This window comes from Pseudomonas fluorescens group sp. PF-1 (assembly GCF_054481335.1).
Genome location: NZ_JBTMNG010000002.1, coordinates 293,169 through 306,103, shown reverse-complemented (window position 1 = coordinate 306,103; position 12,935 = coordinate 293,169). Strand labels below are relative to the sequence as shown.

At 61.8% G+C, this 12,935-nt stretch carries 12 protein-coding genes; 7 read left to right on the top strand and 5 right to left on the bottom strand.

Annotated elements, in window-relative coordinates; genetic code table 11:
* The first annotated feature begins 8 nt into the window (after nt 1–8).
* Both choX and ACX3YD_RS16055 read left to right on the top strand, forming a co-directional pair.
* A complete protein-coding gene (gene choX / locus ACX3YD_RS16060; protein ID WP_458960492.1) occupies nt 9–929 on the top strand; it encodes a choline ABC transporter substrate-binding protein in 921 nt (306 codons plus the stop codon).
* Nucleotides 930–1,037: 108 nt separating this feature from the next.
* Nucleotides 1,038–2,606 (top strand): SulP family inorganic anion transporter, encoded by a 1,569-nt coding sequence (locus tag ACX3YD_RS16055; RefSeq protein WP_458960491.1) that lies wholly within the window; start codon nt 1,038–1,040, stop codon nt 2,604–2,606.
* Between the two features lie 65 nt (nt 2,607–2,671).
* On the opposite strand, the gene aroE is transcribed toward ACX3YD_RS16055, so the two are convergent.
* Both aroE and hemF read right to left on the bottom strand, forming a co-directional pair.
* Entirely contained in the window at nt 2,672–3,493 is an 822-nt protein-coding gene (aroE, locus tag ACX3YD_RS16050; RefSeq protein WP_103405345.1) for a shikimate dehydrogenase, read from the bottom strand.
* A gap of 13 nt (nt 3,494–3,506) precedes the next feature.
* A complete protein-coding gene (gene hemF, locus ACX3YD_RS16045; protein ID WP_458960490.1) occupies nt 3,507–4,421 on the bottom strand; it encodes an oxygen-dependent coproporphyrinogen oxidase in 915 nt (304 codons plus the stop codon).
* A 165-nt stretch (nt 4,422–4,586) separates the two neighbouring features.
* On the opposite strand from hemF, the gene ACX3YD_RS16040 reads away from it, so the two are divergent.
* Entirely contained in the window at nt 4,587–5,564 is a 978-nt protein-coding gene (locus ACX3YD_RS16040) for an NADPH:quinone reductase (RefSeq protein ID WP_103405344.1), read from the top strand.
* 130 nt (nt 5,565–5,694) lie between these two features.
* Here ACX3YD_RS16040 and ACX3YD_RS16035 read toward each other — a convergent pair whose 3' ends face one another.
* The 3 genes from ACX3YD_RS16035 to ACX3YD_RS16025 all read right to left on the bottom strand — a co-directional run bounded on the left by ACX3YD_RS16035 (nt 5,695) and on the right by ACX3YD_RS16025 (nt 8,520).
* Complete coding sequence (locus ACX3YD_RS16035) at nt 5,695–6,252, bottom strand: L-threonylcarbamoyladenylate synthase (protein ID WP_047535709.1); 558 nt, start codon at nt 6,250–6,252, stop codon at nt 5,695–5,697.
* Nucleotides 6,253–6,306: 54 nt separating this feature from the next.
* Nucleotides 6,307–7,413 carry a DNA-processing protein DprA gene (gene dprA, locus ACX3YD_RS16030; protein WP_458960489.1) on the bottom strand — a complete coding sequence of 369 codons (1,107 nt, stop codon included), beginning with the start codon at nt 7,411–7,413 and terminating at the stop codon, nt 6,307–6,309.
* A gap of 81 nt (nt 7,414–7,494) precedes the next feature.
* The gene (locus ACX3YD_RS16025) at nt 7,495–8,520 is read right to left on the bottom strand and encodes a LysM peptidoglycan-binding domain-containing protein (protein WP_458960488.1); all 1,026 of its coding nucleotides are present in this window, start codon (nt 8,518–8,520) and stop codon (nt 7,495–7,497) included.
* A gap of 171 nt (nt 8,521–8,691) precedes the next feature.
* On the opposite strand from ACX3YD_RS16025, the gene def reads away from it, so the two are divergent.
* From def to trkA, 4 genes are all read left to right on the top strand, one after another.
* Entirely contained in the window at nt 8,692–9,198 is a 507-nt protein-coding gene (gene def, locus ACX3YD_RS16020; RefSeq protein ID WP_034149418.1) for a peptide deformylase, read from the top strand.
* A gap of 70 nt (nt 9,199–9,268) precedes the next feature.
* Nucleotides 9,269–10,228: a methionyl-tRNA formyltransferase gene (fmt, locus tag ACX3YD_RS16015; RefSeq protein ID WP_458960487.1), complete on the top strand. Its 960-nt coding sequence runs from the start codon at nt 9,269–9,271 to the stop codon at nt 10,226–10,228.
* A complete protein-coding gene (rsmB, locus tag ACX3YD_RS16010; RefSeq protein ID WP_458960486.1) occupies nt 10,225–11,535 on the top strand; it encodes a 16S rRNA (cytosine(967)-C(5))-methyltransferase RsmB in 1,311 nt (436 codons plus the stop codon). Before fmt ends, rsmB begins: the two co-directional genes overlap by 4 nt.
* 22 nt (nt 11,536–11,557) lie before the next feature.
* Nucleotides 11,558–12,931, top strand: coding sequence for a Trk system potassium transporter TrkA (gene trkA / locus ACX3YD_RS16005; RefSeq protein WP_047535697.1), 1,374 nt, complete (start codon nt 11,558–11,560; stop codon nt 12,929–12,931).
* Nucleotides 12,932–12,935 lie beyond the last annotated feature (4 nt).

Sequence of the window (12,935 nt, the reverse complement as noted above, 5' to 3'; positions counted from 1 at the left end):
GGAAGTCCATGCAAAGGTTATCCACAGTACTGACGGTCGGGCTCCTGGCGCTGGGCAGCGCTTCGGCATTTGCCGACCAGAGCTGCGAGACGGTGAAAATGGCCGATCCTGGCTGGAGCGACATCGCCGCGACTAACGCCATCACCGGGTTTCTGCTGGACGGCATGGGCTACAAGGCCAAGGTCGACACCCTCGCGGTGCCGATCACCTATGGCGGGCTCAAGGATGGCCAGGTCGATGTGTTTCTGGGTAACTGGATGCCGGCGCAGCAGGGCTTCTACGACAAATTCGTCGCCACCGGCGATGTCACGCAACTGGCGAAGAACCTCGACGGCACCGAATTCACCCTCGCCGTCCCGGACTACGTGTGGGATGCGGGTGTGCATAACTTTGCCGACCTGAACAAGTTCGCCGACAAGTTCGACAAGAAGATCTACGGCATCGGCTCCGGCGCGCCAGCGAACGCCTCGTTGCAGGAAATCATCAAGAAGAACGACTTCGACATGGGTCAGTGGAAACTGGTCGAATCCAGCGAACAGGCCATGCTCGCCGAAGTGTCTCGCGCCGTGAAAAAACAGAAGTTCGTGACCTTCCTCGGCTGGACCCCGCACCCGATGAACGTGCAGTTGAAAATGCATTACCTCAAGGGTGGCGAGCAATACTTTGGCGACACGGGCAGCGTCCACACCTTGACCCGCAAAGGTTATGCACAGGCCTGTCCGAACGTTGGCAAGCTGCTGACCAACCTGAGTTTCACCCAGGAGATGGAAAACAGCATCATGGCCGAGGTGGTAAACAAGAAAGTCAGCAATGCCGACGCGGCCAAGGCGTGGATCAAGGCCAACCCGGCGGTGCTGGACCAGTGGCTTGATGGCGTGAAGACCGTGGACGGCAAGGATGCATTACCAGCGGTGAAAGCCAAGCTCTGACAATACCTGTGTGGCGAGGGGGCAAGCCCTCTCGCCACAGCAAGCTCCCTCGCCACATAATTTTTGTCGCCCTGCTACCCTTGCGAAAACCCCCAACCGAGAGGACCCATGGCCCTTCCCAGCCGCCACTCACTCTTTCCGTTCCTCACCTGGTTACCCCGGCAAACCCGCGCCAGCGTTGGTCGCGATCTGATTGTCGGCCTCAGTGGCGCGATTCTCGCGTTGCCACAATCCATTGCCTACGCGCTGATTGCCGGCCTGCCACCGGAATACGGTCTGTACGCGGCGATCATCCCGGTGCTGATTGCCTGTCTGTGGGGTTCGTCGTGGCATTTGATCTGCGGTCCTACGGCGGCCATCTCCATTGTCCTGTACGCCAGCGTCAGTCCTCTGGCCGTCCCCGCGACGCAGGACTACGTCACTTTGATCCTGCTGCTGACATTCCTGGCCGGGATTTTCCAATGGCTGCTGGGTTTGTTGCGGTTCGGCGCATTGGTGAATTTCGTATCGCACTCGGTGGTGCTGGGCTTCACGCTGGGTGCAGCCGTGGTGATCGCCGTCGGCCAATTGCCTAACCTGTTGGGACTGGACTTGCCGAGCCAAGCCACTGCCCTGGACAGCTTCATCAATTTGTTCAGGCATCTCGACAAGGTGGACAAACCGTCGCTCGTGCTGGGCCTGGCCACCGTCGTGGTCGGCGCGATCCTGAAACTGTTGCTACCGCGCTGGCCGACCCTGTTGATCACCCTGATGCTGGGCGCGCTGCTGGTCTGGCTCTGGCCCGCGATGTTCGGTCATGTGCAACGGGTCAGCGCCTTCACCGGAAAGTTACCGCCGTTCAGCCCTTTGCCGCTGGACCTCGACCTGATCTTGCGCCTGCTGCCCAGTGCCGTGGCCGTGGGCATGCTCGGGTTGGTGACCAGCCTGTCGATCGCCCGCTCGCTGTCCGCCCGTTCACAGCAGTTGCTCGATGCCAATCAGGAAGTACGCGCCCAAGGCTTGTCGAACATTGTCGGGGCCTTTTTCTCCGGATCGCTGTCAGCCGGTTCGTTCACCCGCTCAGGCCTGAGCTATGACGCGGGTGCTTGTTCGCCGTTGGCGGGAGTTTTTTCGGCGTTGTGGGTGGCGCTGTTCGCGATCTTCGGCGCCAGCCTGATCGCGCACATCCCGATCCCGGCCATGGCCGGCAGCATCCTGTTGATCGCCTGGGGCTTGATCGACCATCGTGGCATTCGCGCCTTGCTGCGGGTCAGCCGTGCCGAGTTCGTGGTGATGGCGCTGACCTGCGTCGCGACCTTGCTCCTGGAATTGCAGACGGCGATCTATGCCGGCGTGCTGGCCTCGCTGTTCTTCTACCTCAAGCGCACCTCGCAACCGCGGGTTCAGCATATACGCGAGGGTGATGAGGACATTCTGCGGGTCGGCGGCTCAATCTTCTTCGGCGCCAGCCATTACTTGCAGGTGCGTTTGCAACGGATGCACGGCGCGCGGGTAGTGATCGAGGCGCAGCAGATCAACTTCATCGACTATTCGGGCGTGGAAATGCTGCACCAGGAAGCGCGGCGATTGCTGCGCCAGAATCGCAGCCTCACGCTACGACAGGCGCGACCGCAGGTGGTGGAGGAATTGAGAAAGCTCGAAGGGGCGGAGAAATGCCCGATTCGGTTTGAAGATTGAAACGCATCGGCCATTGATAAAAACGGACTCTGTGGCGAGGGGGCTTGCTCCCTCGCCACAAAGGCCTAGAGGGCCAACTGCCGACGCAGCTCGGCCAGCACCGGCGCCGTATCCGGGCGCACACCGCGCCACAGGAAAAAAGCCTCCGCCGCTTGTTCGGCGAGCATGCCCAAGCCATCCATCGCCACCGCTGCACCGTGTTCGCTGGCCCAGCGGCAGAAGGAGGTCGGTTCCTTGCCGTACATCATGTCGTAGCACACCGTTTTGCCCGGCTCGATCAGGCTGCTGGCAATCGGCGGGACTTCGCCCGAAAGGCTGGCGGACGTCGCGTTGATGATCAGGTCCACCGATTCCTGCAACCAGTCAAAACCGCTGGCCGATACCGGGCCCAGGTCGCAGAACAGCTCCGCCAGCAACTCGGCCTTGTCCACCGTACGGTTGGCGATGATCACCGACGCCGGTTGCTCCGCCAACAAAGGCTCCAATGCACCACGCACCGCGCCGCCAGCACCGAGCAGCAGGATGCGTTTGTCCTTGAGGCTGAACCCGGCGTTGACCGTCAGGTCGCGCACGAGGCCGGCACCGTCGGTGTTATCGCCCAGCAGACTGCCATCGGCCAGTTTACTCAGGGTATTCACCGCCCCGGCCCGTCGTGCCCGCGCCGTCAGGCTGTCGGCCAGAAGGTAGGCTTCTTCCTTGAACGGCACTGTGACATTGGCCCCACGACCCTCGAGGAAAAACGCCCGGGCACAGCCGGAAAAATCGTCGAGCGGCGCCAGCGAGGCGCTGTAGTCGAGTTTCTGCCCGGTCTGCTCGGCAAACAGGCGATGGATCAATGGCGACTTGCTGTGACCAATCGGGTTGCCGAATACGACGTAACGGTCCATCAGGATTCCTCGTTCAGGCCTTGACCAACCAATCGCGGTCTTGCAGGAAGTATTCAGTCAGGCGTGCTTCTTCGCTGCCCGGTTCGGCTTTCCAGTCATAACCCCAGCGCACTTGCGGCGGCAGGGACATGAGGATCGACTCGGTACGCCCGCCCGATTGCAGGCCGAACAAGGTGCCACGGTCGTAAACCAGGTTGAACTCGACGTAACGCCCGCGGCGGAACTCCTGGAACTCTCGCTGTTTGGCGGTGAACGCGTCGTTCTTGCGCCGTTGCACGATCGGCAGATAAGCCTCGATATAGGCGTCACCGATGGCGCGCATGAAGGCGAAACTGGTGTCGAAGTCCCACTCGTTCAGGTCATCGAAAAACAAGCCGCCGATGCCCCGTGGCTCGTGGCGATGCTTGATGTGGAAGTAGCTGTCGCACCAGGCCTTGTAGCGTGAATAGACCTCCGGACCGAACGGCGCGCAGGCTTGCTCGGCGATGCGGTGCCAGTGCACGCAGTCTTCTTCATTACCGTAGTAAGGGGTCAGGTCGAAGCCACCACCAAACCACCAGACCGGCTCTTCGCCTTCTTTTTCGGCGATGAAAAACCGCACGTTGGCGTGGGAGGTCGGTACGTGCGGGTTGTGCGGGTGGATCACCAGGGACACGCCCAGGGCTTCGAACCCGCGCCCGGCCAGTTCTGGCCGATGGGCACTGGCGGACGGGGGCAGACCGCTGCCGAAAACGTGGGAAAAATTGACGCCGCCCTTTTCGATGACTGCGCCGTTTTCGATCACCCGCGTACGTCCGCCTCCACCGGCAGGCCGGTTCCAGGCGTCTTCGACGAAGCGCGTGCCGCCGTCTTCGGCTTCCAGGGCAGCGCAAATGCGGTCTTGCAGGTCGAGCAGGTAGGCTTTTACGGCCTCGGTGCGGGTAGTCATGGCATCACCTTGGATCGGGCAAAGCTACACGGCGCTCCATTGGAGCTCAGCCGGCGCAAAAGGGCGCGTAGCATACCACCGCCGATGCGCTCGTCGCAGTTGACGAAGATCAAGCTTAGGAGTCCGATAGGACGCTTTGGTAGAAACGATCTCAGGAGAGTGCAGATGGCAAAGCGTATTCAGTTCCGTGCCCACGGTGGCCCCGAAGTGCTCGAGTATGTGGATTACCAACCCGCCGAGCCCGGCCCGCAGCAAGTTCGGGTGAGCAACAAGGCCATCGGCCTGAACTTCATCGATACCTATTACCGCAGCGGCCTCTATTCGCCGCCGTCCCTGCCATCGGGCGTGGGTGCCGAAGGGGCGGGCGTGGTCGAGGCGGTCGGTAGCGAAGTCACCCGATTCAAGGTCGGTGATCGCGTGGCCTATGGCAGCGGTCCGTTGGGCGCCTACAGTGACGTGCATGTATTGCCCGAAGCCAACCTGGTGCATCTGCCGGACGCCATCAGCTTCGAACAAGCCGCCGGGGTCATGCTCAAAGGCCTGACCGTGCAATACCTGCTGCGTCAGACCTACGAACTCAAGGGCGGCGAAACCATCCTGTTCCACGCTGCGGCTGGTGGCGTGGGCTCCCTGGCGTGCCAATGGGCCAAGGCATTGGGCGTGAAGTTGATCGGCACCGTGAGTTCAGCGCAGAAAGCCGCACTGGCCAAGGCCAATGGCGCCTGGGCGACCATCGACTACAGCCATGAAAACGTCGCACAGCGCGTACTGGAATTGACTGACGGCAAAAAGGTCCCGGTGGTGTACGACGGCGTCGGCAAAGACACCTGGCTGACTTCGCTCGACAGCGTGGCGCCCCGGGGTCTGGTGGTGAGTTTCGGCAATGCGTCCGGTGCGGTGGACGGGGTGAACCTGGGGATTCTGGCGGCGAAGGGTTCGCTGTACGTGACCCGCCCGACACTGGCGACCTACGCCAACAACGCCGAGAACCTGCAGCGAATGGCCGACGAACTGTTCGAGATGATCATCAGCGGCAAGCTGACGGTCGATATCAGCCAGCGTTATCCACTGGCTGAAGCGGCGAAGGCACAGACCGAGTTGTCGGCGCGACGCACGACCGGGTCGGTTGTTCTGTTGCCTTAAGATTTTCAGCGACTGGCAGGGCCTCATCGCTGGCAAGCCAGCTCCCACAGGTTTCGGTGGTGAATACAAATACTGTGGACACCCGAAATCACTGAGGGAGCTGGTTTGCCAGCGAACGATGACGCGAACGTCAACCCGCGCGCATGACCTGTCCGGTCGCCAGATCGCGAATCACACTCGGATTCTTGCGCCCACCCAGATTCCCGCCCAACACCAGATCAAGCTGTCCACGGAAATACTGCTCCACGCGAATCCGCGTGCGCGCCGCCGGCCGACCCTGAGGGTTGGCGGACGTCGATACCAGCGGCCCGACCAGTGAGCACAAGTCCCGCACCAGCGGGTGATCGCTGACCCGCAGGGCCACGGTTTCATGCACCCCGGTAATCCACTGCGGCAACATGTTCTGATGCGGCACCAGCCAGGTGTTCGGCCCCGGCCAGGTGCTGGCCATGCGGTCCATCCACAGCTCTGGGAAGTCTTCGAAGAGGAAGTCGAACTGACGGATGTTGTCGGCGACCAGAATCAGGCCCTTATCCACAGACCGGCCCTTGAGCAGCAACAGCCGCTCCACGGCCTCTTCGTCCCACGGGTCGCAACCCAGACCCCAGACGGCTTCGGTTGGGTAGGCAATCACCGCCCCGGCGCGAATTGCTTGCGCGGCTTGTTGCACACGCCAACTGTTGACCATGAAAAACACTCCAGAATAAGGCTCTGCGCAGTTTACCGATCTTGTTTATAAAACCTAGCTCACTCGTGCAAACCAGCGGCCGTTTTCGCAAACCGCACGCCCCTCCATCTCCAATTCCGTCAATTCCCCCAACACTTTGGGTAAGGGCCAGCCGCACGCATCGGCCAGTGCTTCACTGGAGAGTGGCGCGGCGTGAAGCAGGGTCAGCAACGGATGAGGCGCAGCCGTCGCAGACACTTCTGTGGAAAACGGCAGCTGCTGCCAGCCACGCAGGGCTTCGAGGATGTGCTCGACGGTTTCCACCAGCACGGCACCGTCGCGGATCAGTTGATGGCAACCGCGGGCGCCGGGGTGATGGATCGACCCGGGAATCGCATACACCTCACGCCCCTGTTCCGCCGCGAGCCTCGCGGTAATCAACGAACCGCTGGCCACACTGGCCTCCACCACCAGCACGCCGAGGGACAAACCGCTGATGATCCGGTTGCGTCGCGGGAAGTTGCTGGCGGTCGGACCGGCATCCAGCGGGAACTCCGAAAGCACGGCGCTACCGGTGGCAATCATCGCGTCGGCCAGTCGTCGATTGCGCTGTGGATAAAACTTTTCAAGGCCCGTGCCAAGCACGCCGACCGTTTGCCCGCCAATGTCCAACGCCGCCTGATGAGCGGCCGCGTCGATGCCCAGGGCCAGACCGCTGGTAATGACAAATCCGGCGCCGGCCAGGCTGCGGGAAAACGCTGCGGCGGTGTCCATGCCCGGTCGTGACGCACGACGACTGCCGACCATCGCCAACTGCGGTTTTTCCAGAATGCCGGGGTCGCCGGCGACGAATAACAGCGGCGGCGCGTCGCTGATCTGCGCCAGCAGTGAAGGGTAGTCAGGCTGGTCCCACATCAGTAAATGCTGGCCCGGACGCTCTAGCCAGGCCAAAGCATGACTGGCGCCATCGCGAATTTCAGGGCAGCGCCGGGCCTCGGAACAGGCCAGCGGCAAACCCAGCGCACGCCAGGCACTGGCGGGTGCGCTGATGGCTTTGGACGCCGAACCGAACGCCTCCAGCAGTTTCTTGAAACGCGCCGGCCCCAGTTCAGGTAGACGGTGCAGACGTAAACGAGCTTCCAGTTCCGCAGGGGAAACCGGTGCAGTGGCAAGCATCGACATGGATCATCCTTGATCGTTATGAGCATCCGTACAAACGGGAATAAGCTGTGGATAACTCTGTTGGTAACTTGTGAAGCACGCTTACGGATTTCGTACCTTGTCCATCACCGCCAGCGAGCGCGATGCGTTGAGTACCAGCCCGTAGCTCAGCTTGTCGTAGGTGCGGAAAACCATCAGCAGTCCGGCGCGCTCATCGGGAATTTTCAGCGGCTGGCCGGTGATCCGGTCGCGCACGGTTTCGCCGGTCTTCATTACCTCCAGGACATTGCCTTCGGCCAAACCGTCGCGCTGGCCCTTGTTCAGGGTGACCACGTCGAGCGCGCCCACCTGAGTGACGCCGCGCGGGACATCGATGATCAAGCCGTTGATTTCTTTTTTCGGTGCACTGGGCATGAAGGTCGTGTTGATCGAGCGTTCTTCACCGCCGAACAAGCGGTCGCCGAGGCGCACCTCCTGAGTCGTGCGCTGCAGCGCCAGCGTGGCGACGTCGCCTTCGGTGGCGAGGATTTCGCCGCTGCCGATGTCATCCGCGTTGATCCCCAGAAATGCCTGGGTCTGTGGATCGGTGTAGGTTTTGCCCTGACGGAAGATGCCGTAGACCGGCTGTGCCGGGTCGAATTGGCCGCGAGCGAAGATGCGATCGCCAACGCCGCTGAGCACCCGTTCGGCGTCCCCGGCCACGATGTAGGGCGCCTTGTCGAAATCCTCGACCTTGTCGACGATGCGATTGCTCAGCAGAAAGCTTTTGATCGACCTCAGGGGAATGCTCGGGATGGCTTCCGCCACCGGGCTGCTGCGCACCCGTGGCGAGAGCTTGAGGGTGCCTCGGGACGCACCGCGATCGAGGGTCAACCGTGGCTGGCCATTGACGTAGACGAGCGACAGCGAGTCGCCGGGATAAATGAGGTCGGGGTTTTCGATCCGCGGATTGGCCTGCCAGAGCTCGGGCCACTGCCACGGGTCACGAAGGAATTTTGCCGAGATGTCCCAGAGCGTGTCCCCTGGGACCACTGTGTATTGCTGTGGAAAACCTTCCCTGAGTTGCACTTGCCCATGCGCCCAGCCTGCCGAGGCCAGAAGGAGCAAGGCGAGTAGTGATTTCCTCATGCGGTGAATCCCTTTATTATGTGCGTTCGCGTGAAACGCCAGAGCCGTCAGTGGCTCGCTCCCGGCTTGCTTATGAATAGAAGGGAGCTACGTTTTACATAGATAGCCTGCATCTTCGGACTCGCCAGGCCATCGATCCGACCTTACTTCACACGTGCAGTCATCAAGCTTATGGCCATTTTAAACATCCTCGAATTCCCTGATCCGCGCCTGCGCACTATCGCCAAACCAGTGGCCGTAGTGGACGACGAAGTGCGTCAGTTGGTCGATGACATGTTTGAAACAATGTATGAAGCACCAGGCATCGGCCTCGCCGCGACCCAGGTCAACGTGCACAAACGTATCGTCGTGATGGACCTCTCTGAAGACCGCACCGAACCGCGCGTGTTCATCAACCCGGAGCTCGAGCCCCTGACCGACGACATGGGTCAGTATCAGGAAGGCTGCCTGTCGGTGCCGGGTTTCTACGAAAACGTCGATCGCCCACAACGGGTCAAGGTCAAGGCTTTGGACCGCGACGGCCAACCTTACGAACTGATCGCCGAAGATCTGCTCGCGGTGTGCATCCAACACGAATGCGACCACCTGAACGGCAAATTGTTCGTCGATTACCTGTCGACGCTCAAACGCGACCGGATCAAGAAGAAGCTGGAAAAGCTACACCGCCAGAACGCTTGATGCCCTCCTTCAAAGGCTTGCTGCGGCAAGCCTTTTTCTTTTCAAGATGCTTTGCAATAGAGAGCCCTTCATGACTGAGCCACTGCGCATCGTCTTTGCCGGCACCCCGGAATTCGCCGCTGAACACCTCAAGGCCCTGTTGAACAGCCCTTATGAGATCGTTGCGGTCTACACCCAACCGGATCGCCCGGCAGGTCGTGGCCAGAAGCTGATGCCGAGCCCGGTCAAGCAGCTTGCTCTGGAACACAACCTCCCGGTGCTGCAACCGCCAACACTGCGCAACGAAGACGCCCAGGCTGAACTGGCCGCACTGAAACCGGACTTGATGGTGGTGGTCGCCTACGGCCTGATCCTGCCGCAAGTGGTGCTGGATATTCCGCGCCTGGGCTGCATCAATAGCCATGCCTCGCTGCTGCCGCGCTGGCGCGGTGCGGCGCCGATCCAGCGCGCCGTGCAAGCGGGCGACGCCGAGAGCGGCGTGACCGTGATGCGCATGGAAGCGGGACTCGACACCGGGCCGATGCTGCTCAAGGTCATCACGCCGATCAGCGCCGAAGACACTGGCGGCAGCCTGCACGATCGCCTGGCCGAAATGGGCCCGCCTGCGGTGATTCAAGCCATTGCCGGCCTATCTGCCGGCACGCTGAAAGGCGAAGTGCAGGACGACAGCCTGGCCACCTATGCGCACAAGCTGAACAAGGACGAAGCCCGTATCGACTGGACCCGCCCGGCGATTGAGCTGGAGCGCCTGGTCCGAGCTTTCAACCCATGGCCGATCACCCACAGCACATTGAACGGCGAAGCGCTGAAAGTGTTGGCCGCGAGCCTCACGCAAGGAAAGGGCACACCCGGTGAAATCCTCGGCGCCAGCAAGGACGGGCTGATCGTCGCCTGTGGTGAGCAGGCGCTGTGCCTGACCCGCCTGCAATTGCCCGGCGGCAAAGCGCTGAACTTCAGCGACTTGTTCAACAGCCGTCGTGAGAAATTCGCGGTGGGCACCGTCCTCGGTCAAACGGCGGACGCTCAATGAACCCGCGTCTGGCCGCCGCCAAGGCACTGGCTGCTGTTCTCAGCGGAAAAGCCTCTCTCAACAGTTCGCTGCCTACGCAAATGGACAAGGTCGAAGATCGCGATCGCGGTTTCACCCAGGACCTGGCGTTCGGCACCGCACGCTGGCAACCGCGATTGTCGGCGCTGGCGGCCAAACTGTTGCAGAAACCTTTCAAGGCAGCGGACGCCGATGTTGAAGCCTTGTTGCTGGTCGGCCTCTACCAGTTGCTCTACACCCGCGTGCCGGCCCACGCCGCCATCGGAGAAACCGTCGGTTGCGCCGACAAGCTGAAAAAGCCCTGGGCCAAAGCCTTGCTCAACGCCGTGCTGCGCCGCGCCCAACGGGAGAGCGAAACGCTGCTGGCGGAGCTGGAACACGACCCGGTAGTGCGTACCGCTCATCCGCGCTGGCTGCAAAAATCCCTGAAAGCGTTCTGGCCGCAACAATGGGAAGCCATTTGCACGGCGAACAATGCTCACCCGCCGATGATCCTGCGCGTCAATCGACGCCATCACACCCGCGATGCCTACCTCGGCTTGCTGAGCGAGGCCGGTATCGCCGCCCGTGCATGCCTTTACAGCCGCGATGGCATCATCCTCGACGCCGCCACCGACGTGCGCAGCCTGCCCGGGTTCGCCGAAGGCTGGATCAGCGTGCAGGATGAAGCGGCGCAACTGGCCGCCGATCTGCTTGACCTGGCGCCCGGCCAACGGGTGCTGGACGCCTGCTGCGCACCGGGGGGCAAAACCTGCCACATCCTCGAAGCCGAGCCGGCATTGGCAGGCGTGGTGGCCGTGGATCTGGAAGCCAAACGCCTGGTACGCGTGCGTGAAAACCTCGAACGCCTGGGCCTGAGCGCCGAGCTGATCGCCGCCGACGGTCGCGACACCGCCGCCTGGTGGGACGGCAAGCCGTTCCAGCGCATCCTGCTGGACGCGCCGTGCTCGGCCACCGGCGTGATTCGCCGTCACCCGGACATCAAGCTCACCCGCCAGCCCGATGACATCGCCGCACTGGCGCTGCTGCAAGGCGAGCTGCTGGATGCCCTGTGGAAAACCCTGGAGGTCGGCGGCATTTTGCTCTACGCCACCTGCTCCACACTGCCGACCGAGAACACTGAAGTCATCGGAGCCTTCCTTGCCCGCACGCCGGGCGCCCGAGAACTGGACCTCGCGACGGCGGCCGGGATCAAGCAACCCCACGGTCGCCAATTGCTCGCACAAGAAGGCGGCCACGATGGCTTCTATTACGCCAAGCTGATCAAGATCGCCGCTGCGCGCGGTTAAACGGATTCAATGGAGTGACTGGATGAAAATCATCATCCTCGGTGCAGGGCAAGTCGGCGGTTCGCTGGCGGAGCATTTGGCCAGCGAGGCCAACGACATCACGGTGGTCGACACCGACAGCGAGCGCCTGCGCGATCTCGGCGACCGCCTGGACATCCGCACGGTGCAGGGTCGCGGCTCCCTGCCGACAGTACTGCGCCAGGCTGGAGCAGACGACGCCGACATGCTGGTGGCCGTGACCAACAGTGACGAGACCAACATGGTCGCTTGCCAGGTGGCCCACACCCTGTTCCACACTCCCACCAAAATCGCCCGCGTGCGCGAAGCGGCGTACCTCACGCGCTCTGAACTGTTCGATAACGAAGCGATTCCGGTGGACGTGCTGATCAGCCCGGAACAAGTGGTCACCAATTACATCAAACGCCTGATCCAGCATCCGGGTGCATTGCAGGTGATCGACTTCGCCGAGGGCAAGGCGCAACTGGTTGCGGTGCGGGCCTACTACGGCGGACCGCTGGTGGGTCAGCAATTGCGGCAGTTGCGCGAGCACATGCCGAATGTCGAAACCCGCGTGGCGGCCATTTTCCGTCGTGACCGGCCGATCCTGCCCCAGGGCGATACGGTGATCGAAGCGGACGACGAAGTGTTTTTCATCGCCGCCAAAGCGAACATTCGCGCGGTGATGAGTGAAATGCGCCGTCTCGACGAAACCTACAAGCGCATCGTCATCGCCGGCGGCGGGCAGATCGGTGAGCGATTGGCCGAAGCCATCGAAAGCCGTTACCAGGTGAAAATCATCGAGATGAACCCGGCACGCTGCCGCCATCTCTCGGACACCCTCGACAGCACCGTCGTGCTGCAGGGCAGTGCCTCCGACCGCGACTTGTTGATAGAAGAAAACATCGCCGATGCGGACATCTTCCTGGCCCTGACCAACGACGACGAAGCCAACATCATGTCGTCGCTGCTGGCCAAACGCCTGGGTGCGAAGAAGGTGATGACCATCATCAACAACCCGGCCTATGTCGACCTGATTCAGGGCGGCGACATCGACATCGCCATCAGTCCGCAACTGGCGACCATCGGCACCTTGCTGGCCCACGTGCGCCGTGGCGACATCGTCAGCGTGCACTCACTGCGCCGGGGCGCGGCGGAAGCCATCGAGGCCATTGCCCACGGTGATGCGAAATCGAGCAAGGTCATCGGCAAAGCCATCGAGAACATCGGCCTGCCGCCGGGCACGACCATCGGCGCGATCATCCGCGACGAAGAAGTGATCATTGCCCACGACGACACGGTGATCGAAACTGGCGACCACGTGATTCTGTTCCTTGTGGATAAAAAGCATATTCGGGATGTGGAGAAGCTGTTTCATGTGGGACTCAGTTTCTTCTGATCGG

What these genes read in the sequence shown, in the direction of transcription:
- rsmB (WP_458960486.1), top strand. Translation starts at nt 10,225, where the DNA reads ATGAACCCGCGTCTGGCCGCCGCCAAGGCACTGGCTGCTGTTCTCAGC.
- def (WP_034149418.1), top strand. Translation starts at nt 8,692, where the DNA reads ATGGCCATTTTAAACATCCTCGAATTCCCTGATCCGCGCCTGCGCACT.
- ACX3YD_RS16055 (WP_458960491.1), top strand. Translation starts at nt 1,038, where the DNA reads ATGGCCCTTCCCAGCCGCCACTCACTCTTTCCGTTCCTCACCTGGTTA.
- hemF (WP_458960490.1), bottom strand. Translation starts at nt 4,421, where the DNA reads ATGACTACCCGCACCGAGGCCGTAAAAGCCTACCTGCTCGACCTGCAA.
- trkA (WP_047535697.1), top strand. Translation starts at nt 11,558, where the DNA reads ATGAAAATCATCATCCTCGGTGCAGGGCAAGTCGGCGGTTCGCTGGCG.
- ACX3YD_RS16035 (WP_047535709.1), bottom strand. Translation starts at nt 6,252, where the DNA reads ATGGTCAACAGTTGGCGTGTGCAACAAGCCGCGCAAGCAATTCGCGCC.
- fmt (WP_458960487.1), top strand. Translation starts at nt 9,269, where the DNA reads ATGACTGAGCCACTGCGCATCGTCTTTGCCGGCACCCCGGAATTCGCC.
- ACX3YD_RS16040 (WP_103405344.1), top strand. Translation starts at nt 4,587, where the DNA reads ATGGCAAAGCGTATTCAGTTCCGTGCCCACGGTGGCCCCGAAGTGCTC.
- choX (WP_458960492.1), top strand. Translation starts at nt 9, where the DNA reads ATGCAAAGGTTATCCACAGTACTGACGGTCGGGCTCCTGGCGCTGGGC.
- aroE (WP_103405345.1), bottom strand. Translation starts at nt 3,493, where the DNA reads ATGGACCGTTACGTCGTATTCGGCAACCCGATTGGTCACAGCAAGTCG.
- ACX3YD_RS16025 (WP_458960488.1), bottom strand. Translation starts at nt 8,520, where the DNA reads ATGAGGAAATCACTACTCGCCTTGCTCCTTCTGGCCTCGGCAGGCTGG.
- dprA (WP_458960489.1), bottom strand. Translation starts at nt 7,413, where the DNA reads ATGTCGATGCTTGCCACTGCACCGGTTTCCCCTGCGGAACTGGAAGCT.